The sequence below is a fragment of the Burkholderia sp. 22PA0106 genome (assembly GCF_047497155.1).
Taxonomy (GTDB): domain Bacteria; phylum Pseudomonadota; class Gammaproteobacteria; order Burkholderiales; family Burkholderiaceae; genus Burkholderia.
Genome location: NZ_CP163163.1, coordinates 2,520,583 through 2,539,786 on the forward strand (window position 1 = coordinate 2,520,583; position 19,204 = coordinate 2,539,786).

18 protein-coding genes and 1 pseudogene are annotated in these 19,204 nt (G+C 64.8%); 7 read left to right on the forward strand and 12 right to left on the reverse strand.

Translation table 11 applies throughout. The annotated features are described in order from the left end of the window. The first annotated feature begins 64 nt into the window (after positions 1-64). Positions 65-424: a cupin domain-containing protein gene (locus AB4850_RS25925; RefSeq protein WP_414442332.1), complete on the forward strand. Its 360-nt coding sequence runs from the start codon at positions 65-67 to the stop codon at positions 422-424. Between the two features lie 315 nt (positions 425-739). On the opposite strand, the gene AB4850_RS25930 is transcribed toward AB4850_RS25925, so the two are convergent. The 10 genes and pseudogenes from AB4850_RS25930 to AB4850_RS25975 all read right to left on the reverse strand — a co-directional run bounded on the left by AB4850_RS25930 (position 740) and on the right by AB4850_RS25975 (position 13,499). Then, positions 740-1,930, reverse strand: a complete 1,191-nt coding sequence (locus tag AB4850_RS25930; RefSeq protein ID WP_414442333.1) for a M20 aminoacylase family protein — start codon at positions 1,928-1,930, stop codon at positions 740-742. A gap of 57 nt (positions 1,931-1,987) precedes the next feature. Beyond that, entirely contained in the window at positions 1,988-3,445 is a 1,458-nt protein-coding gene (locus tag AB4850_RS25935; protein ID WP_414442334.1) for an aldehyde dehydrogenase family protein, read from the reverse strand. Beyond that, positions 3,442-4,716 carry an NAD(P)/FAD-dependent oxidoreductase gene (locus AB4850_RS25940; RefSeq protein WP_414442335.1) on the reverse strand — a complete coding sequence of 425 codons (1,275 nt, stop codon included), beginning with the start codon at positions 4,714-4,716 and terminating at the stop codon, positions 3,442-3,444. The genes AB4850_RS25935 and AB4850_RS25940 overlap by 4 nt, the downstream gene beginning before the upstream one ends. Before the next feature lie 55 nt (positions 4,717-4,771). Further along, positions 4,772-5,440: a haloacid dehalogenase type II gene (locus tag AB4850_RS25945; protein ID WP_414442336.1), complete on the reverse strand. Its 669-nt coding sequence runs from the start codon at positions 5,438-5,440 to the stop codon at positions 4,772-4,774. A gap of 96 nt (positions 5,441-5,536) precedes the next feature. Then, the gene (locus tag AB4850_RS25950) at positions 5,537-6,862 is read right to left on the reverse strand and encodes an NAD(P)/FAD-dependent oxidoreductase (protein ID WP_414442337.1); all 1,326 of its coding nucleotides are present in this window, start codon (positions 6,860-6,862) and stop codon (positions 5,537-5,539) included. Between the two features lie 233 nt (positions 6,863-7,095). Continuing rightward, positions 7,096-8,973, reverse strand: a complete 1,878-nt coding sequence (locus AB4850_RS25955; RefSeq protein ID WP_414442338.1) for an ABC transporter ATP-binding protein — start codon at positions 8,971-8,973, stop codon at positions 7,096-7,098. Beyond that, positions 8,970-9,878: an ABC transporter permease gene (locus AB4850_RS25960; protein WP_414445613.1), complete on the reverse strand. Its 909-nt coding sequence runs from the start codon at positions 9,876-9,878 to the stop codon at positions 8,970-8,972. Before AB4850_RS25960 ends, AB4850_RS25955 begins: the two co-directional genes overlap by 4 nt. Beyond that, complete coding sequence (locus AB4850_RS25965) at positions 9,875-10,828, reverse strand: ABC transporter permease (RefSeq protein ID WP_414445614.1); 954 nt, start codon at positions 10,826-10,828, stop codon at positions 9,875-9,877. Before AB4850_RS25965 ends, AB4850_RS25960 begins: the two co-directional genes overlap by 4 nt. Before the next feature lie 82 nt (positions 10,829-10,910). Further along, positions 10,911-12,488 carry an ABC transporter substrate-binding protein gene (locus AB4850_RS25970; RefSeq protein ID WP_414442339.1) on the reverse strand — a complete coding sequence of 526 codons (1,578 nt, stop codon included), beginning with the start codon at positions 12,486-12,488 and terminating at the stop codon, positions 10,911-10,913. Positions 12,489-12,597: 109 nt separating this feature from the next. Then, a pseudogene (locus AB4850_RS25975) lies at positions 12,598-13,499 on the reverse strand (GNAT family N-acetyltransferase). Positions 13,500-13,826: 327 nt separating this feature from the next. Between AB4850_RS25975 and AB4850_RS25980 the strand changes: the two are divergent. After that, positions 13,827-14,792 (forward strand): LysR family transcriptional regulator, encoded by a 966-nt coding sequence (locus tag AB4850_RS25980; RefSeq protein WP_414442340.1) that lies wholly within the window; start codon positions 13,827-13,829, stop codon positions 14,790-14,792. Here AB4850_RS25980 and AB4850_RS25985 read toward each other — a convergent pair. Beyond that, positions 14,773-15,584, reverse strand: a protein-coding gene (locus AB4850_RS25985) for an IS5 family transposase (protein ID WP_414440148.1) whose coding sequence is annotated in 2 segments (ribosomal slippage) — positions 14,773-15,245 and positions 15,245-15,584 — 813 coding nt in all. Because the reading frame shifts where the segments join, the coding sequence is not laid out codon by codon here. The genes AB4850_RS25980 and AB4850_RS25985 overlap by 20 nt on opposite strands. Before the next feature lie 222 nt (positions 15,585-15,806). On the opposite strand from AB4850_RS25985, the gene AB4850_RS25990 reads away from it, so the two are divergent. From AB4850_RS25990 to AB4850_RS26000, 3 genes are all read left to right on the forward strand, one after another. After that, positions 15,807-16,937: a DSD1 family PLP-dependent enzyme gene (locus AB4850_RS25990; RefSeq protein WP_414442341.1), complete on the forward strand. Its 1,131-nt coding sequence runs from the start codon at positions 15,807-15,809 to the stop codon at positions 16,935-16,937. A gap of 106 nt (positions 16,938-17,043) precedes the next feature. Further along, a complete protein-coding gene (locus AB4850_RS25995) occupies positions 17,044-17,196 on the forward strand; it encodes a hypothetical protein (RefSeq protein WP_414442342.1) in 153 nt (50 codons plus the stop codon). 26 nt (positions 17,197-17,222) lie between these two features. Next, positions 17,223-17,399: a cupin domain-containing protein gene (locus tag AB4850_RS26000; protein ID WP_414445615.1), complete on the forward strand. Its 177-nt coding sequence runs from the start codon at positions 17,223-17,225 to the stop codon at positions 17,397-17,399. A gap of 6 nt (positions 17,400-17,405) precedes the next feature. Here the strand turns inward: AB4850_RS26000 and AB4850_RS26005 are convergent. Next, positions 17,406-18,211, reverse strand: a protein-coding gene (locus AB4850_RS26005) for an IS5 family transposase (RefSeq protein WP_414442343.1) whose coding sequence is annotated in 2 segments (ribosomal slippage) — positions 17,406-17,881 and positions 17,881-18,211 — 807 coding nt in all. Because the reading frame shifts where the segments join, the coding sequence is not laid out codon by codon here. A gap of 66 nt (positions 18,212-18,277) precedes the next feature. On the opposite strand from AB4850_RS26005, the gene AB4850_RS26010 reads away from it, so the two are divergent. Together AB4850_RS26010 and AB4850_RS26015 are read left to right on the forward strand one after the other, a co-directional pair. Then, a complete protein-coding gene (locus AB4850_RS26010; RefSeq protein ID WP_414442344.1) occupies positions 18,278-18,718 on the forward strand; it encodes a single-stranded DNA-binding protein in 441 nt (146 codons plus the stop codon). 2 nt (positions 18,719-18,720) lie between these two features. Continuing rightward, positions 18,721-19,155 (forward strand): hypothetical protein, encoded by a 435-nt coding sequence (locus AB4850_RS26015; RefSeq protein WP_414442345.1) that lies wholly within the window; start codon positions 18,721-18,723, stop codon positions 19,153-19,155. The last annotated feature ends 49 nt before the right edge of the window (positions 19,156-19,204 follow it).

Consider the following 19,204-nt stretch of genomic DNA (forward strand, 5'->3'; position numbering starts at 1 on the left):
ACATGCGCGAACCTCCGGCAATCCCGAATCCGGCAATCTGCTTCCCATATCTGAAGATCCGATCATGTCATCCTTCATTTCATTTCCTCTCACGAATCTCGGCGAGCCGCACCGCACCTACGCTCCGTTGCCCGAGCGGCAATTGGAAGGCGTGCAAACCTGTCATAACTGGAACGTCGACAAGACAGCCGACGAAACCGTCGCCACCGGTGTCTGGGAAGTCACGCCCGGCGCCTACCGCTCGATGAAGGAAGGCGCATGGGAACTGTGCGTGATCCTGTCGGGCGTGGCGGAGATTACCGAGGACGGCGGCGAAACCGTGACCGTGCGGGCCGGCGACGCCTTCGTCCTGAAGCCCGACTTCGTGGGCACCTGGAAGGTACTGGAGACCACCCGAAAGATCTGGGTGCTGAAAAACAAGTAACGCCCGACGCCGTGCCCGAACCGCGAGTCAATAGGGTCATCAAAAGCGCGGCGCGCAATCGACGGCCGCCCTCGCCTTCAATCCGCCCGGTAGTTTCCGCATCCCCACCAGGAAAAGTGCGCGCTTTGCGTGATTCTCCACGGCGTGTCGGAAATCACCGGGGACGGCGGCGATGCCCCGTTCATCGTGCCCGCTGGCGACAAATTCGTGCTGAAGGTCAAGCCGTGGTGAAGTCGGAAGAAACAGGCATGGCCGCGCAACGACGACAGGGAGCGCGGCTCGCGCCGTGCCCCCTGCTCGCGTACTCGGAAACGATCAGGTCTGGAAATAACGCTTGGCCAGTTCGACCCAGTAGCGCACGCCGACCGGAAGAATGTCGTCGTTGAAATCGTAGGTGGGATGATGCAGCGCGGCCGGCGCGCGATCGGCACTGGCGTTGCCGATCAGCACATACGCGCCGGGGCGCGCCTCAAGCATGAAGCCGAAATCTTCCGACGTCATGTTGGGCGGCACGTTGGCGTGGACACGCGCATCACCAAAGGTGTCGCGTATGACGGCCTCGCACATCGCGGTTTCGGCCGGCGTGTTGACGGTGGCCGGGTAGTACTGGAAATACTCCACGTCGACGCGCGCGCCGTAAGCGGCCGCGAGCCCTTCACACATGGTCCGGATATCGGCCTGCAGGCGCTGCTGCAACGTGGATGACAGGGTACGGATCGTGCCGCGCAGTTCGGCCGTTTCGGGAATCACGTTGTCGGTGTCGCCCGCGTGCACCATGCAGACCGAGATGACGCCCGGATCGACAGGATCCTTGTGACGTGCCGCGATCGTCTGGCATTGCAGCACCATCGAGCAGGCCAGCGGAATCGGATCGAGGCCGAGCTGAGGCTGCGCCGCATGGGCGCCCTTGCCCCGCACCGTGATGCGGAAGCGCGAGCCGGCGGCCATGATCGGCCCAGTACGCAAGCCGAACTCGCCGGCAGGCAACCCCGGCCAGTTGTGCATGCCGAACACCGCCTCGGTCGGGAAGCGCTCGAACAAGCCCTCCTCGATCATCTGACGTGCGCCGGCGCCGCCCTCCTCTCCCGGCTGGAACACGAAATGCACCGAGCCCGGCAATTGCGGCATCGATTTCAGCACGCGTGCCGCGCCGAGCAGCATGACGGTGTGCCCGTCGTGGCCGCAGGCGTGCATCACGCCGGGGTTGCACGAGGCATGCGCGAACGTGTTGGCCTCGCCGACCGGCAAGGCATCGAGATCCGCGCGCAGCACGATGCCGCGCGCGGGATCCGCGCCGAGCAGGCTCGCGACGACGCCCGTCCTGGCCAGCCCGCGCACGGTCGTATAGCCGAGCGATTCGAGCTCGCGGGCAACCAGGTCGGCCGTTCGCGTTTCCTCGAAGCGCAGCTCGGGATGCGCGTGCAGATCGCGCCGCAAGTGCGACCAGTGCCCCAGATGTGCGCGATAAAAAGGCAAGGAGGCATCCGGGTCGATGGCGGTTGGCATGGGCGTTCAGTCGTCCTGTCGAAATGGGCGCCGCGCGAGCGGCTGGAAATACGATGCCTAAGCGTAATAACCGAGCATCGCCTTGGTCTCGAGATACTCCTCCATCCCCTCGACGCCGTACTCGCGTCCGTTGCCCGACTGCTTGTAACCGCCGAACGGCGCCTGCGGATCCCAGGCCGGGTAGTTCAGGTGCACCTGGCCGGAGCGGATGCGCGCGGCGACCGCGCGGGCCGTATCGAGGTCGGTGCTCTGCACGTGGGCGCCCAGGCCATACACGGTATCGTTGGCGATCGCCACGCCCTCGTCGACGCTGTCGTACGCGAGAATCGCCAGCACCGGGCCGAAAATTTCCTCGCGCGCAATCGCCATGTCGGATCGCACCTCGGAGAAGATCGTCGGCCGGGCGAACCAGCCCCGCGCCTGGCCGGCCGGCCGCCCCGCGCCGCCGGCAAGCAGCTTGGCATGCTCATCGATGCCGGCGGCGATCATGGTCTGCACGCGATCGAACTGGGCGCGGTTGGCCAGCGGGCCATGCGTCGTGCGCTCGTCGAACGGGTCGCCGACCACCATCTCGGCCAGCGCCGCGCTCGCAAGCCGTTCGACCTGCGGCAGCAGCGCGCGAGGCACGATCATCCGGGTCGGTGCGCTGCACGACTGGCCCATGTTGCGGAACGCGGCGGCCACGCCGAGCGACACGGCGCGCGGCAGGTCCGCATCGGGCAGCACGAGGTTCGGCGACTTGCCGCCCAGTTCCTGCGCGACGCGCTTGACCGTCGGCGCGGCGGCCTGGGCCACCAGCACGCCGGCACGTGTCGAACCCGTGATCGATACCATGTCCACCTGCGGATGCGACGCCATCCGCTCGCCGACCTCCGGGCCGGTCCCGCTGACGAGGTTGAACACCCCGGCCGGCAATCCCGCCGCTTCGACCACTTCGGCGAACAGCAGCGCGCTGAGCGGCGACAGCTCGCTCGGCTTAAGCACCACGGTGCAGCCGGCGGCCAGCGCCGGCCCGACCTTCGCCGTGATCTGATAGATCGGCCAGTTCCAGGGGGTAATCAGCGCACACACGCCGATCGCCTCCCTGAGCACGGCCGTCGAGCCGCGCTGCACTCGAAACGGATAGCCGGCAAGGTTGTCGCGCGCGACACGCAGATGTTCGGCCGCGAGCGGAACATGCGCGTTGCGCGCATAGGTGATGGGCGCGCCCATCTCGGTCGTCAGCGCCTGCGCGAACCATTCCGCGCGCTCGAGCATCAGCGCATGAAGCCGGTCCAGAAAGGCGGCACGCTCGCCCGGCGTCGTGGCGGACCAGCGCGCAAAGGCGCGGCGCGCGGCCTGCACCGCGCGTTCCACGTCGTACGCGTCGCCGAGCGGCAGTTCGGCCAGTGTCTCGCCGGTTGCCGGGCTGACCAGCGGCGCGCGCGCCGTGCCCCCCGGCGCTGTCCATTCACCGTCGATGAAGATCTGCGAGAGATGGCCCGAACCCGCCAGGTGGTCGAGTGGAGAAGTCATTGCGTTGCGTCCTTGTACCGGTACCATGCGCCGACGATCGGCAGGAACCACGGTTTGCCGAAGTGGCCGGGAATCGCCGGCCACGAGAAATCCTTCCAGGGGTTCAGGTCGGGCCGGCCATCCATGATGTCAGCCATGCGCGCGCCCATCAGCGTCGACATCTGCGTGCCATGCCCGCTATACCCCATCGAATAATAAATGCCGTCGCGCTGGCCGGCGCGCGGCAGGCGGTTCTTCGTCATGTCGACCATGCCGCCCCAGCAGTAGTCGATCCGCGTGTCGGCCAGTTCGGGAAACACACTGGCCAATTGCTGGCGCAGGATCCTCCCGCTTTGTTCATCGGCGCGCGGGTTCGACACGGCGAACTGGGCACGGCCGCCGAACAGCAGGCGATTGTCGGGCGTGGTGCGGAAGAAGTTGACGAAATTCTTCGTATCGGTGGCCATGCGCCGGCGCGGCAGCAGGCGATCGAGCAGTTCGACGGGCAGCGGCTCGGTGACGATCAGGAATGCCCCCACCGGCACGATGCGGCGCCGGATCCAACCGAACGGACCGACCTGCGAAATGCCGCTCGCGAGCAGCACCTGCTTCGCGCGAATCTCGCCGCGCGGCGTGCCGATCCGGTAGCTGCCGCCGGCGTCGCGCCGCAGCGCCAGCACCGGATTGTGTTCGAGGATGTGAGCACCGCGCGCCTCGGCCGAGCGTGCGAGGCCGCGCACATAGCGGCCCACATGCATGCCCGCGCTCTTGCCGAAAATGAGACCGCCGAAATACCGGTCCGAACCGATCTCGTCGCGCAGTTCGGCGCGCGTCACGAGCCGCGTGTCCGGGTCGGCATTGGCAGCCAGCAGGGCCTGACTGCGGGCGAGCTTGTCATAGTGCGTGGGCTTGGCCGCGAGCTTGAGCTTGCCGCTGCGCACGAAATCGCAGTCGATCGACTCTTCCTTGACGAGCCGTTCGACCGTATCGACACCGGCGTCGAACGCGCGATAGATCTCGTTGGCCCGTTCTACGCCGATCAGTTGCGACATCGTTCCGTAGTCCTGCGCGAAACCGTTGTTGCACATGCCGCCATTGCGCCCCGATGCGGCCTGGCCTACCGTGCCCGCCTCGCAGACAACCACGCTGGCGCCCTTCTTCGCCAGCGCCAGCGCGGCGGTGGTGCCGGTAATCCCGCCACCGACCACCACCACGTCGCAGGCCTCGACCGGCAGCCCGGCCGGACCGGCGAACGGCTCGGAGGTATCGAGCCAGTAAGAAGTGAATTGCATCTGAGCTCCCTTGCTCCCGATCGAACCCTGCCGGCGCGGCTCGGCAGCCCGCGCGTTACAGGCCGACGACGCCGGCCAGGCCGGAAATGTCGCGAATCTCGGTGTTTTCGTAAAACGGATTGGCCGGCTCGTGGCCGCGATTGACGAAGACCTTGTGCTTCACGCCCATGTCGTGCGCGGACATCAGGTCGTAGCGGAACGAGGACGACACGTGCAGGATGTCTTCCGGGCCGCAGCCGAGCGTATCGAACAGGTATTCGAATGCGCGCAGGCGCGGCTTGTAGGCCCCCGCCTGCTGCGCGGTCAGCACGGCATGGAACGGCGCGCCGAGCTTGGCCACGTTGTGCTGGATCTGCGCATCCATCGAATTGGTCAGGATCACGAGCGGAATTTCCTTCGCGACCTTGGCCAGGCCGGCCGGCACGTCGGCGTGCGGCCCCCAGGTCGGGATGCTCTCGTAAATCTTCAACGCGTCCTCGGCCTTGAACGGCATCGAGAATGCCTTGGCCGTGCGCTCGAGCGCGTTGTGGACGATCTGCTCATACGGTTTCCAGTCGCCCATCGCTTCGTCGAGACGATAAGCCGAAAACACCTTGCAGAAATGCGTCATCTGCTCGGGCTTCAGTTGCGCGCCATAAAGCGCGCGCGCCGCTTCGTTCATCTCGAAGTGGATCAGTGTGCCGTGACAGTCGAAGGTGATGTATTTCGGGCGAAACAAGTTCATGGAAGCAATCCTCGGCGTAATGTCGGCGTTGGGGGCGGAGGCATCCAATGCCGGGTGTTCAATTCAGAAAGAGGCGAAAGCCGGAACGCAGGCGCATCAGAAATCCGCGACCTTGCCCCAGACCGACTGCTCGAAACGTTGGTGACGGTATGGCGCGGGGTCGACGATCGGTGTCTCGCCGCTCGCCAGATCGGCGGTCAGGTGGCCGACGCCCGGCCCGATGCCGAAACCGTGGCCGCTGAGGCCCGCCGCCAAGATAAAGCCGGGAATTTGCGCCGACTCGCCGATTACGGGCACCCCGTCGGGCGTCATGTCGATATAGCCCGCCCAGGATCCCGCCGCCTGCGCCTGGGCGATCGCCGGGACCAGCGCCGCCGCGCGACGGCGGATTTCGGCGATCGTCGGTTCGTGCGGCGTGGGATCGAGTATGCGCATGCGCTCCATCGGCGTCGGCCGGTCGAGGGCCCAGCGCGCCGCGCTTTCGTGCCCCGAGCGCACGCCCTCGAGCGTGCCCATGCTCAGACTGCGCCAGCGGCTCGAGAACATCGGCAGGAAGTCGCGCGCATAGCGCGCCTTCTGCCAGGTCGGATCGAAGCGCGCGACGCCGCTGATCGCGAGCGTGAACAGGTTGTCACCGCGCCGCGTGATCGTGAGGTCCTTCGTGTGCAGCGCATCGGGCAGCGTGCCGCTCGGCAGCGATACCGCCGCCACGGAGGCCCGGATCGTCGCCTGCGGGAAACGGATGCCGAGCTGCCGGCAGAACGTCGACGCCCAGGCACCGCCCGACAGCACGGCGACCGGCGTGCGTATCGTCCCGTGTTCGGTCACGACGCCCGAGACGCGCCCACCCGATGTTTCGATGCCGCGCGCGGCGCAATGCTGATGGACCGTGCCGCCGAGCTTGCGAACGGCCCGCGCCACGGCCGGCGCCGCGCGGCCGGGGTCGGCCGTGCCGTCGGTGGGCGCGAAGACGCCCCCTTTCCACTCGCGCCCCGTTACGCGATCGCGCTTAGCGGCCTCGCCGCCGCCGAATACCTCGGTCCTGACACCGGCCGTCCGCGCGAAATCGCACCAGCGTGCCCAACGCGCGAGTTCAGCCTCGTCGTGCGTGAAATAAAGCAGACCGCCTCGGCGAAACCCGGTGGTTTCTCCCGACTCCGCCTCGAACTGCTCCCACAAGCGCAGGCTCTCGGTCGCGATCGGTAGCTCGCGCGCATCGCGATTCTGCTGTCGTACCCATCCCCAGTTCCGGCTCGATTGTTCGCAACCGACCAGCCCCTTTTCGACGAGCGCGACCTTCATGCCGCGCTTCGCGAGAAACCAGGCCGTAAACGCGCCGACAATGCCGGCGCCGATCACCACGACGTCGGCGTGGGTCGGCAACGGATCGGTGGTTTCAATGCGGGTCAACGGTACGCGCATGGATGGATTACTCCTCTTGGAATCGAATGTGATCAATCTCGTTGAACAAATTATCGAACAGGCACTGCGGGTGTTGTTGAATGGTCAATAAACGCCGCATTAAGACGCGTTTAATGCTGCGGGCAGATGGCGGCGGACTCAAACGCCCATGCATTCGCAAGCAGGTCTCAAGCAAAAACGGCCCGCGCGAGCGAGCCATCAGGACAACGCAACATCGCCGGATCGCCAGGCGCTCAGGCGCTTCCGGGCGCCGCGACGTCAAACGCCGCGGCCGCCTGGAGATGCGCGAGCTCGGCTTCCGTTCTGTGGCACAGCACCTGCGCACCGTTCGCGAAGGTGCGCAAGGAAGGCGCCGTGCGATTGCACATGCCGTCCACCCGCGCCGAGCAGCGCGCGAGGAAGGTGCACAAGTCCGGGTCGCCGGACGTCTCGCCGATCGGAGAGAGCGCTCGATGGCATCGCTCGTTGGCCTCGTCGAGCCATCCCTCGCGCGGCTCCGGCGCGGACGATACGAGCAGGTGCGAATACGGATGGAGCGGCGGCGCCGACAACGCATGGCGGTCGCCCGATTCGACGCGGTGCCCCGCGTACAGCACCACGATCTCGTCGCTGATCGCCCGCACCTTGGCAATGTCGTGGGTAATGAACAGGTAGGACACGCCGAGCTGCTGCTGCAGATCGCGCAACAACTCGAGGATCGCCGCGCCCACGACGGTATCGAGCGCGGACGTTACCTCGTCGCAAAGAATCAGGTCGGGCTCGGCGGCCAGCGCCCGCGCGAGATTCACGCGCTGCTTTTGCCCGCCCGACAGTTCGGTCGTACGGCGCTGCGCGACCGAGGCCGGCAGCTTCACCAGTTCCAGCAGCTCGGCCACGCGACGCCGCGCCGCCGCGCCCTTCAGGCCGTGATAGAACACGAGCGGGCGCGCCAGGGTCCGTTCCACCGTATGAACCGGGTTAAGCGCGGTATCGGCATTCTGGAACACGATCTGGATACGCCGGAATTGATCGCGCGTACGGCCGTTCAGCTCGCGCGGTAGCGGCTCGCCGTTCAGCAGGACGCTGCCGCTGCACGACGGCACGAGCCCGGCGATCACCTTCGCGAGCGTCGACTTACCCGAGCCGGACTCGCCGATCACGCCGACCGTCTGGCCAGGGCGAATCGACAGATCGATGTCGTTCAGTATCATCTTCTCCGGCCAGCCCTTCGCATTGCGCTTGCCGTAGCCGGCGAACACTCGTCGGATCTCCAGTAGCGGCTTGTCGACGGCGGACTCGGCCGGCGCCGCAGCCTCGGGCCTGGCCGCGGGCGTGACCGCCGCGACCAGGCTCTGCGTGTAGGGATGCGACGGCGCCTGCAGGATCTGCGCGGTCTCGCCGATTTCGCGCACCACTCCGTCGCTGAGGACTGCGATGCGGTCCGCCATCTGCCCCACCACGGCGAGATCGTGCGACACGTAGACGGCCGTCATGCCGCGCTCGCGGATGACCGAGCGGAATGCGCGCAGCACGTCCACTTGCGTGGTGACGTCGAGCGCCGTGGTCGGTTCGTCGAGGATCACGAGCTCGGGATCCGTCATCAGGGCCATCGCGGCCATCAGACGCTGCAACTGCCCGCCCGACACCTGATGCGGATAGCGCCGGCCGATCGATTCGGGCTGCGGCAAGGCCAGCGCCCGGAACAGTTCGATCGCCTTGGCACGCGCCGCCTGGCGGCTCATCGTCCGATGAATCAGCGCACTCTCGATCACCTGATCGAGAATCACGCGTGATGGATTGAACGCGGCGGCGGCGCTCTGCGCGATATACGCGACCCGCCGGCCACGGAACGACGCGAGTGCGTTCGGGCGCAGCGAGAGCACGTCGGTTCCGCCGACGCGAATCGTGCCGCCGGCGATCCGGCAGCCGCCGCGCGCATGACCCATCAAGGACAATGCGATGGTGGTCTTGCCGGACCCCGATTCTCCGATCAGCGCGAGCACTTCGCCCTGCATGATGTCGAGATCGATGCCGTGCACGATCGTGGTGTCCGGCTCGCCGGGACGGCTGCCGACCACGCGCAGGTCGCGCACCTGCACATGGGTAACAGTTGAGTGCGACGTCGTGTTCAAGCTCGGCCTCCCGATTTCTTCGACATACGCGAGCCGAGTCGCGGCAAACCATCCACTAGCAGGTTGACGCCGATCGTCAGCATCGCGATCGCCAGCGCCGGAAACACCACGACCGGCGTGCCCTCGCCGAGCCCGGTCATGTTTTCCCGCACGAGCGAGCCGAGATCTGCATAAGGCGGCTGCACTCCGAGCCCGAGAAAGCTCAGACTGCTCAGCAACAGCACGATGAAGGTGAAGCGCAGGCCGGTATCGGTCAGCATCGGATGCAGCATGTTCGGCAGCATTTCCGTCCAGGCGATGTACCACACGCCTTCGCCACGCGCCCGCGCTACCTGCACGTATTCCGAGGTGCCGATGTTGACCGCCAGCGAGCGGGCAATGCGGTACGAGCCCGGCATGTAGCTGACCGCGGCGGTCAGGATCAACAGCGTCAGCGACGATCCGAGCGCCGCCACGAACATCAGCGCGAACAGCTTGGACGGGATCGACGTGAAGGCGTCCAGAAAGCGGCTCAACGGCTCGTCCACGGCTCGCCCGGACACTGCGGCAAGCAGGCCGAGCAGGGTTCCCGTGACGGCGGACAGCAACGCGGAAGCCAGCGCGAGCAGGACCGTGAGTCGTGTGCCGTCGATGATGCGGCTCAACATGTCCCGGCCCAGATAATCGGTGCCGAGCGGCGTCGTCCAAGTCATCGGGCCGTAGAGATCGGGCGACACGATGGTGCCGACCGCGTGCGGCGCGACCCAGGGCGCGAAGGCCGCCAAGAACAGCGCGATCACCACCATCGCGGCGCCGATCCAACCGCCTGTCGACAGACGGAAGGCCGCCAGCTTGCGCGCCGTCCCGGGCGCCGTGTTCGGAACCGGGGCGTCCGCCCGGTCGGAACGCAGGGGAGATGACTTCATGTTCGCAGCCTCGGGTTGGAAAGGATGGCGCACAGGTCCGCGAGCAGGACCAGCAGCAGGTAGCCTGAACAGAACATCAGCGTGCAGGCCTGGACCAGCGCGAGGTCTCGGTTGCCGACCGCATCCACCATCAGGCTCGCGAGCCCCGGATAATTGAAGATGGTCTCCACCACGATCACCCCGCCAAGCAGGTAGGACAGGCTCAGCGCGACGGCATTCGCGATCGGCCCGATCGCATTGGGCAGCGCGTGCAGCAGGATGACGCGCGCCGGACGGGCACCTTTCAGCACCGCCATCTCGACGTAGGACGCGCTCAACTGCTCGAGCACGGCGGCCCGTGTCATGCGTGCCATCTGGGCAATGACCACCGCGCACAGCGTCGCCACCGGCATCGCGTAGGCGCGCAGCAGGTCGTGAAAACTGTCGATCTCGCCGCCGTACGATAGTGCGGACAACCAATGAAGCTTGACCGCCAGCACCAGCACCGCCACCGTGGCGATCAGGAATTCCGGCGTGGCGATCAGGCTCAACGTGCCGAGGCTGATCAGGCGGTCGATCCAGGTCTCGCGATTGACGGCCGCCACAATGCCGGCGGTCACGGCGATCGGCACCGACACGACGGCGGTGATCCACGTCAAGGTCCACGATTTGGGCAGACGCGTTGCGATCATCTCCGAGACAGGCAGGCTGCTCGACGAGGACATGCCGAAGTCTCCGTGCGCGATGGCCGTCAGCCAGTGCGCATAGCGCATCCAGGCGGGCTGATCGAGCCCGAGCTGATGGCGCAGGGCGGCCACCGTTTCCGGCGTCGCCGCCTGCCCGAGTGCCGCCTGTGCGGCGTCACCGGGCAACAGATTCGTGATCACGAAGATGATCGCCGACACCAGCAGCAAGGTGAGGAACGCCGCCCCCACCCGATGCACTATCAACACCAGCATGCCGCGATTCATTCGCCGGCCCTCCCTGTTCCCGGCATGCCGCGATGGCATGGCCACCGCGGCTTCCGCATCCACAAGCTCGCCCGCGCGGCGCTCAGGCATTCCACCAAACATATTCGGCGAACGCGCCGCCCATCATCGCGCCGGTGGGAATCGAGCCCAGCCCCTGCAGCCTCGCATCATGCGCATCGAGGAAGCTCAGGAACGCCGGAATACCGACCCCGCCTTCCTGCGAGACGATGACCTGCATGTCGCCGTACATCTGCTTGCGCTTTGCCTCGTTGGTTTCCGAGCGGGCCGCGAGCAGCAGTTGATCGAACTTCGGATTGTTCCAGCCGCTCTCGTTCCAGGGCGCATTCGACTTGAAGAACTGGCTGAACAGCACGTCGGCGCTCGAGCGCGGATTGATGTTGCCGAAGCCGAGCGGGTGCTTCATCCAGTGATTCGACCAATAGCCATCCGACGGCACGCGCGCGACGCTCAGGTTCACGCCGATCTTCGTGCCGGCCTGCTGCAACAACTCGGCCATCTCGATCGATCCGTTCGCATCGGTAGTGGCGTACATCGGCGGCAGCGCGACGCCGATCGCACCGGCCTTCTGAAAGTGGAACTTCGCCTTGTCGAGATCGAACGGCCGCTGCGGCAGCGACGCGTTGAAATAGCGGTGCCCCGGCTGAATCGGCTGATCGTTGGCCACCACGGCATAGCCCTGGAACACCGTGCCACGCAATTGCTCCCGGTCGAACAGGTATTTCATGCCCTGCACGAAATCGGGATTGCCGGTCAGCGAGTTGTCGCGACGCATGATCAGGTCGGTGTACAGGCCCGATTTGGTTTCCCTCATCGCGTAACCGGGTGTCGACGTGATACGGCGCGTCTGGCGCGGGTTGACGGAATTGATCAGGTGCACGTCGCCGGAGAGCAGCGCATTGACGCGTGCGGCGTCGTCGCTGATGCCGATCAACTCGATCTGGTCCAGATAGGGGCCGGCGCCCGCCTTCCAGTAGTTGTCGTTGCGAACGCCGATCGTCGACACGCCCGGCTTGAACGACTTCACGCGATAGGGGCCGGTGCCGACCGCCGTGGCGAAATTAGTCGTACCTGCCTTCACGATCACCAGTTGCGGCGTCGCGAGAATCACGGGGAGATCCGCGTTGGCCGAGTCGAGCGTCAGGGTCACTTCGTCCGGGCCGGTCTGCTTCGCCTCGGCGAACTGCTCGGCGAGCACCTTCACCTTCGACGCGGTATTCGCGTCCTTGTGGCGCATCAGCGAATACACCACGTCGGCCGGCGCCAGCGGCTTGCCGTCATGGAACGTCACGCCCGGGCGCAGCTTGAGAATCCAGACCCGCCCGTCTCGCGTTTCGACGCTGCGCGCGAGATTCATCTGCGGCGTCAGCGAAGCGTCGAGATGGGTCAGGCTGCTGTAGAACATGAAGCAGCGAATGTAGTCGGACCCGCTCGATGCCTTCGCAGGATCGAGCGTATCGGCCGTCGACGACGTGTCGTAGGCGACGCGGATCGATCCGCCCTTCTTCGGCACGGGGGCCGCAAATGCACGCGACGCGGTGCCGATCCAGCCGCCGCCGGCCATGGCCGCGCCGCCGGCTGTCAACAGTCGCAGCATGTCCCGGCGGTTGACTCCGGCGCTATCTTTTTCATGTTCGCTCATGGGATGGACTCCTCATTGATTGCAGTGGGGCCGGAATCGCACATGACAGCGGACTGCGTGCGACCCCGGTCGGCGCGCCGCTCGCAAGCGGAACGGCGCACCACATCGATCAGAACATCGCCTGGCTGAGCAGGCCGTACCAGCGCAATTCGGGATCGGGCGAACCGCTGTGCGCCTCGGGGGGGCGTTGCGCACCATCTTCACGACCGAATCCACGCAGGGCAGCCCCTGCGCCACGAGCCAGGCGTCCACGGTCGAACCGGCCGGCACGTCGACGCGGATATATTCATTTTCGCGGCCGGTCAGCCAGCTTCCAATCAGGGCCTTGGCATGGATATCGTCGACCGATTCAGCCGCCACGACCGGCCCGATGACATAGCCACGCCCAAAGCGGCGGAACACCGAGAAGCCGATCATCGCGCCGTCGCGCTCGAGCACCAGCCCCGTGCCGACCTGGAACAGCGCGGCGAGCATCGCATCGCGCTCCAGGCCCGTCGCGCGCGTCGCCAGCGCATTCAAAGCTGCGAGATCGCCTGGTTGCGCATCTCGCAGCTCCACGCCTTCCGGCAACGTCACGGCTAGCGTCTCCGTCACGCGCCCCTGGTACTGGTTCAACATGCCGCAAACCTGGAAGCCGAGCTTCTCGTAAAGCGGCTGGCCGGCGGGCGTCGCGTGGAGGAAGGTCACGCGCGTGCCGACTTCATCGAGCATCATCTGCATCAGCGTGCGACCGATGCCGCGCCCCTGGTAGGCATCGGACACGATCACCAGCCCGAGCGACGCGCGTGCCGGGCCATGTTTCCAGCAGATCGCCGTGCCGATTACCGCGCCGTCGAGCTCGGCCACGAAGCCGGTGCCGGTGTCGAGTGCGAATTGCCAGTCGTCGGGCCGGTGCGGCCACGACACCGCGAGCGACATCTTGTGTGCCGTGGCAATGTCCTCAGATTTCATCTGACGATAGGTCGGAGGTGCCATCGAGGTGGCCGGATTCGATACTGCATTCGTGTTCATAATCTTACGTATACCTTAATGATTGACTGCGCGGCACCAGCCGGCTTTCTGCAAGGGCGACAAGCCATCACGCTTCGTTTTGATCGATTATCTTCGATCAAAATAACTTTCAATTAACAATAAACTAACCCATCATTAAACAAAATTTAACGATGTCACCCTGTCGTTTGGCGTGATCATTGCCTGTCCGTCAACCCAGTCGGTCACGACCGGCAACATGCCTTGATGGCGGACCGCGGACACGGGATTCCGCACCGGAAGACACATTAAGCGCCCGGAATTTTGGCGTGTTTAATATCAGTTCAACTTACGATTAAAGGCACGTTAATGATTGAGCTCGACGATATGCGGCTGTTCCGCGCGCTTGGCGGTTCGCGTTCGCTCGCCGCCGCGGCGCGTCTGCTCAACCTGACGCCGCCCGCCGTCTCGGTGCGCCTTCAGCGGCTGGAAGAACGGTTGGGGCTGCAGCTCGCCGTTCGCGAAGCGCGCGGCGTGACGCTGACCGACGAAGGCATGAACCTGCTGGAAGAGTCGATCGAGTTGCTTGAACGGATCGAATCCATCGCGACGCGCGTCGCGGAGCAGTCGGGAAGCGTCAGTGGCCATCTGCGGATCGTGGCCCCGTTCGGGTTCGGCCGTGCACATGTTGCGCCGCTGGTTCGCGACCTGCACCTCGCGCATCCGAGCCTCGGCATCTCGCTGATTCTTGCGGAGAGCCCGCTGTCGGCCGCCTCGGGCGCCGACGTCGTGATTTCGATCGGCACGGCCAAATCGTCGTCCTGGGTCGGGCACTTTCTCGCGCCTAATGAGCGGTTTCTATGCATGAGCCCGAAGTTCGCCAAACGTATCGACCAACTCGACCATCCCACCGACCTGCATCGTTTCGAATGCCTCGCCCTGCGGGAAAACGACGAGGACGTGACGCGACTTCGGTTCATGCCGGACGGCGATACCCACAAGCCGGGCGCGAAAGGCATCACCGTCCGGTTTACCGGCAAGCTGTCGTCGAACGACGGCACCATCATCAGCGACTGGGCCGCGGCTGGCCTGGGCATCATCGAGCGCTCGGAATGGAGCGCCGCAGGGCTGATTGCCTCTGGCACGCTGGTTCGCGTGCTTCCCGCCTGGCGGCTCGAGCCCGCACCGATCATGGCCTTGTTGCCATCGCGGCACGCGGTCACGAACCGGCAGAAGATTTTTCTGGAAGCGGCGAAGCGTGCGTTCGATCCGGCACCATGGCGGCGCACCGAAAGGTTTAGAAGCTGTTGCGAAATTAGTTATCCAGAGATTTGAGACGTGTCCAGCAAATCAAGGCACAAGCCAAAGACATAAAGGCCTCGTGTACATGAGCGTAGCGTTCATAACGAATTTTGAGCCGTCGAAACGAGTGCAACCAGGCAATCGAACGCTCCACTGGCCAACGTGTTTTTCCCAGTCCACTGCCATGTGGCGCGCCGATTTTTGCGAGCATCGGCGTGATGCCGCGCTCACGCAAGCGCTGCCGATGGGGCTCAGAACTGTAGCCCCGGTCGCCTTGTATGATTTGCGGCTTGCGCAGCGGACGTCCCCGCTTGCCCCTGATGTGTGGAATGGCATCGACCAGCGCATCAAGCTGGGTAATGTCGTGACGGTTTGCTGCACTCAGGATGACCGCGAGCGGGATGCCTTGCGCGTCGACGATGAGGTGGTGTTTGCTGCCGAGCTTGCGCCGGTCCGTGGGATTCGGGCCGGTTTTTTTCCCGCCAGTACGGCGCGGATCGATGAGCTATCGACGAGCGCACGCGAGAGGTCGATTTCGCCACGGCGACGCAACTCGGCCAGCAACGTTTCGTGGATGCGTTGCCAGACGCCGGCCTGTTGCCACGCCACGAGCCGTCGCCAGCAAGCCGTGCCTGAACCACATCCCATTTCTTGCGGGAGTAGATTCCACGCAATGCCCGAGCGCAACACGAACACAATGCCTGCCAGCACCGCGCGGTCGGGTGTCGGTTTGCGGCCTGCATACTGGCGATTGCGTGGTGCTCGCACCGGCAGCAGCGGTTCGATGAGTGACCACAATTCGTCGTCTATCAGTTCTTTAGGCATCGCTTCCTGTTGGGCAAAACAAGACAGAAAGTTAACACCAAGTCGGAAAAGTTAACAGACCCAAAACTTAATTCCGCAACAGCTTCTTAATCCCGTTTAACTATCGATTTATCTTCAGTTAAACACAAGCCGTAACCGCGCTCCTATAGTGGAGACTCCCTACGAGCCGGAGATCCCTGACAGACAAGGATCTCCCGCGGAATTTAGCAAGGAGTTCCGATTTTGAACCTGCAGTCGCTGAATACACCGGCCGCCCTGATCGACGTCGCACGCATGAATCGCAACATCGCGCGCATGCAGGAGCGCCTCAACGAATTGGGCGTCGCGTTCCGGCCGCACGTGAAGACCACCAAATGCGAGCCGGTCGTGCAGGCGCAGATCGCTGCGGGCGCACGTGGCATCACGGTCTCCACCCTTAAGGAAGCCGAACAGTTCTTCGCCGCCGGCGTGAGCGATATCGTGTACGCGGTCAGCATCGCACCGGCCAAGCTCGCGCAGGCGCTCGCCCTGCGGCGCGCGGGCTGCAACCTGAAGCTCGTCGCCGACAGCCTGCGCGGCGTCGAGCAGATCATCGCGTTCGGACGCGAGCACGGCGAAGCGTTCGAGGTTTGGATCGAGATCGACGTCGACGGCCACCGCTCCGGTATTCCGCCCGAAGACGCAGCGCTACTCCCCGTGGCACGCACGCTGGTGGACGGCGGCATGCGACTTGGCGGCGTCATCGCACACGCTGGTTCGAGCTACGAATACGACACCCATGAAGCGCTGGTGCGCATCGCAGAACAGGAGCGAGCCGGCACCGTGCGCGCTGCCGTACGTCTGCGCGAGGCCGGCCTGCCCTGCGACGTGGTGAGCATCGGCTCCACGCCGACCGCGCTGGCGGCCGAAAACCTGGACGGCGTGACCGAAGTCCGCGCGGGCGTCTACATCTTCTTCGATCTGGTGATGCACAACGTCGGCGTGAACGACACGTCGGAAATCGCGTTGAGCGTGCTCACGACCGTGATCGGACATCAGCCGGAAAAAGGCTGGGCGATCGTCGACGCCGGCTGGATGGCCATGAGCCGCGACCGGGGCACGCAGAGCCAGAAGCAGGACTTCGGGTACGGGCTCGTGTGCGGTGAAAATGGCGAGGTGCTGGGTGACTACATCATGACCGGCGCGAACCAGGAGCACGGCATCATCGGTCACCGCGATACGACAGATTCCGATGTCGAAGCGCGTTTCCCGATCGGATCGCGGCTTCGTATTCTGCCGAATCACGCCTGCGCGACCGGTGCTCAGTACCCCGAATATGTTGCCCTGAACCCGGACGGCGAGCTCGCCACCTGGCCGCGCTTCGCCGGCTGGTGAGCCTCGTCTTGGACCGATCGGCTCCGCCCCCTCCCCGGACGACGCGGCGACCTCGTAGCGCCACCGCGTCGCGTCGCCCTTGCGGTCCCCCCCACGCGAGCAAGCCATGAGAGCCTTTATTCAATTCTCGCTGAGCGCCCTCGGCGAGCAGCACCATACCTATGCCAGGTTGCCAGACAAGCAGCTCGAGGGGCAGCAGACCCGCAAGAACTGGAACATCGACAAGACCGATGACGGCAAGGTGGCGATGGGCGTCTGAGAAGTCACGCGAGCGCCGATCGCTCGATTCGCGGCGATTCCTGGGAGCTCTACATCATTCTTGCAGGGGGGGCGGAGATCATGGAAGACGGCGGTGAACCCGTCACGGTGCGTGCCGGCGATTCATTCATATTCAAGCCTGGCTTCGTTGGAACCTGGCGCGCGATCAAAACGATGCGCCAGATCTGGGTCACCAAGGACTAAGAACCGCTAACACAAGTCATCCACGAATCTCGAGCAGATGACGGCGGCAGCCAGGACAAGCAGAGCGGCATGAATATCGAGGCGCCGTTCGAAGCGAATTCGAAGCTTGCCGAATCCGGCGAACCAGGCATGCGTACGCTCTACGACCCAACGATGCTTCCCCAGCCGTTCGCTGCTTTCGATACCGCGGCGGGCGATAGGGGCCTTGATGCCGCGCTGTCTCAGATAACGTCGGCAACGCGCGAAGTCATACCCTTTGTCAGCGTGCAGTTTGCTCGGGCGCTTGCGCGGCTGACCGTTCAGGCCCGGTACCGCAGGAATGGCATCAAGCGTGGACTCGAATGCCATCGAATCGTGTCGGTTGGCTCCCGTGATCGTGACAGCCAGCGGGATGCCACGTGCATCTACGACGATGTGTCGTTTCGATCCGAGCTTGCCGTGGTCCGTCGGGTTGGGGCCGGTTTCCTGGCCCCCCGGGGGCTGGAGACGCTTGCTCCATCGAGGCTCGCGCGCTCCCAATCGATCTGGTCGTGTTCACGCAACCGACGCAGCATCGCCAGATGCAGTCGATGCCATATGCCGGCAGCTTGCCAATCTCGCAGACGTCGCCAGCACGTCATGCCACTGCCGAAGCCCAGCTCTTGCGGCAGCTCTTCCCACGGAATACCCGTCTGCAGGACATACAGAATGCCGTTCAGTGCTGCTCGATCGTCGACCGTGCGCCGCCGTCCCCCCTTGGGCGATGGCGTGAACTCCGGAATCAGCGGTTCCAGCGCCACCCACAATTCGTTGCTGATTTTGCATCTTGCCATGCCGCAGACGATACGACGTTCGCAGCGTCACGTCTAGGTTGTGTTATCGGCTCTAAGGAGTCGCACATGCCCAATCGCATCGAAACCACCGGCAACCTCGGTGGCGCCCCCACTTCCCGACACGTCGATACGGCGAACGGCCGTCGACAGGTGACGCAGTTCTCCGTCTTTTGTGACGACTTTCGCCGCCTTCCCAACGGCGAACTTGAACAGGTCGGCGGGTTCTGGGCCCGTCTCAGCGTCTGGGAACCCCAGGCCGAGCGTGTGGCTCGATTGCTCTCGAAAGGGGCGCGGGTTCACGTCGTCGGCACGTTGCGACTGAACGTGTGGGAAGACGATCACAACGAGAAGCAGACCGGCCTCGACATTACCGCTGATAGCGTGTTTCTGCATCTCGGCCGCGTCGATTCTGTCACCTATCGCCGCCGCGAAGAAGACGCCGGTACCGGGGCGCCACCGGCCACGCACGCACCCGCTCATTTCGAGCCACAAACCGACGATCTGTAGAAATGGACCGGCATTGCCCATTTCTCGCCGTGTCGCCGAAGCAGATCGCAGCGTACGTCAGCTCGCTGGGCTGGTTCATCACGGCCCAGATCCGGCTATCCCGCGCCGATCCCACCGAGGCCGACCAGCTGCAGCACGATCTGCGCGCAGTCGCGCTCCGCGTCCAGATCACAGTTGACGACCCGTCAACGATCGAGCATCTGGTCACTGCGATGCACCAGCGTGTCGAGCCATGGCTGATCTATGAAAGCTGGGCTGCCGATGTGTTGTGCCTAGCGCGCTGCACCGCACGCGCGATGAATTCTATCTGCCGCGAAGCGCTCATGACCGGGATAGACGCCAAGGAGTTAGAGCGCGCAGCCGCCAACGAAGCGACGGTGATCGCCGCGGCCAGCGGAAACCCTCTACGACTTCGAGCACAACCCCAGTGCGCTTAGCTACGTAAGCCTTCGAGATTCGACCCGCGAAGCCGTCGGCAATGGAGAT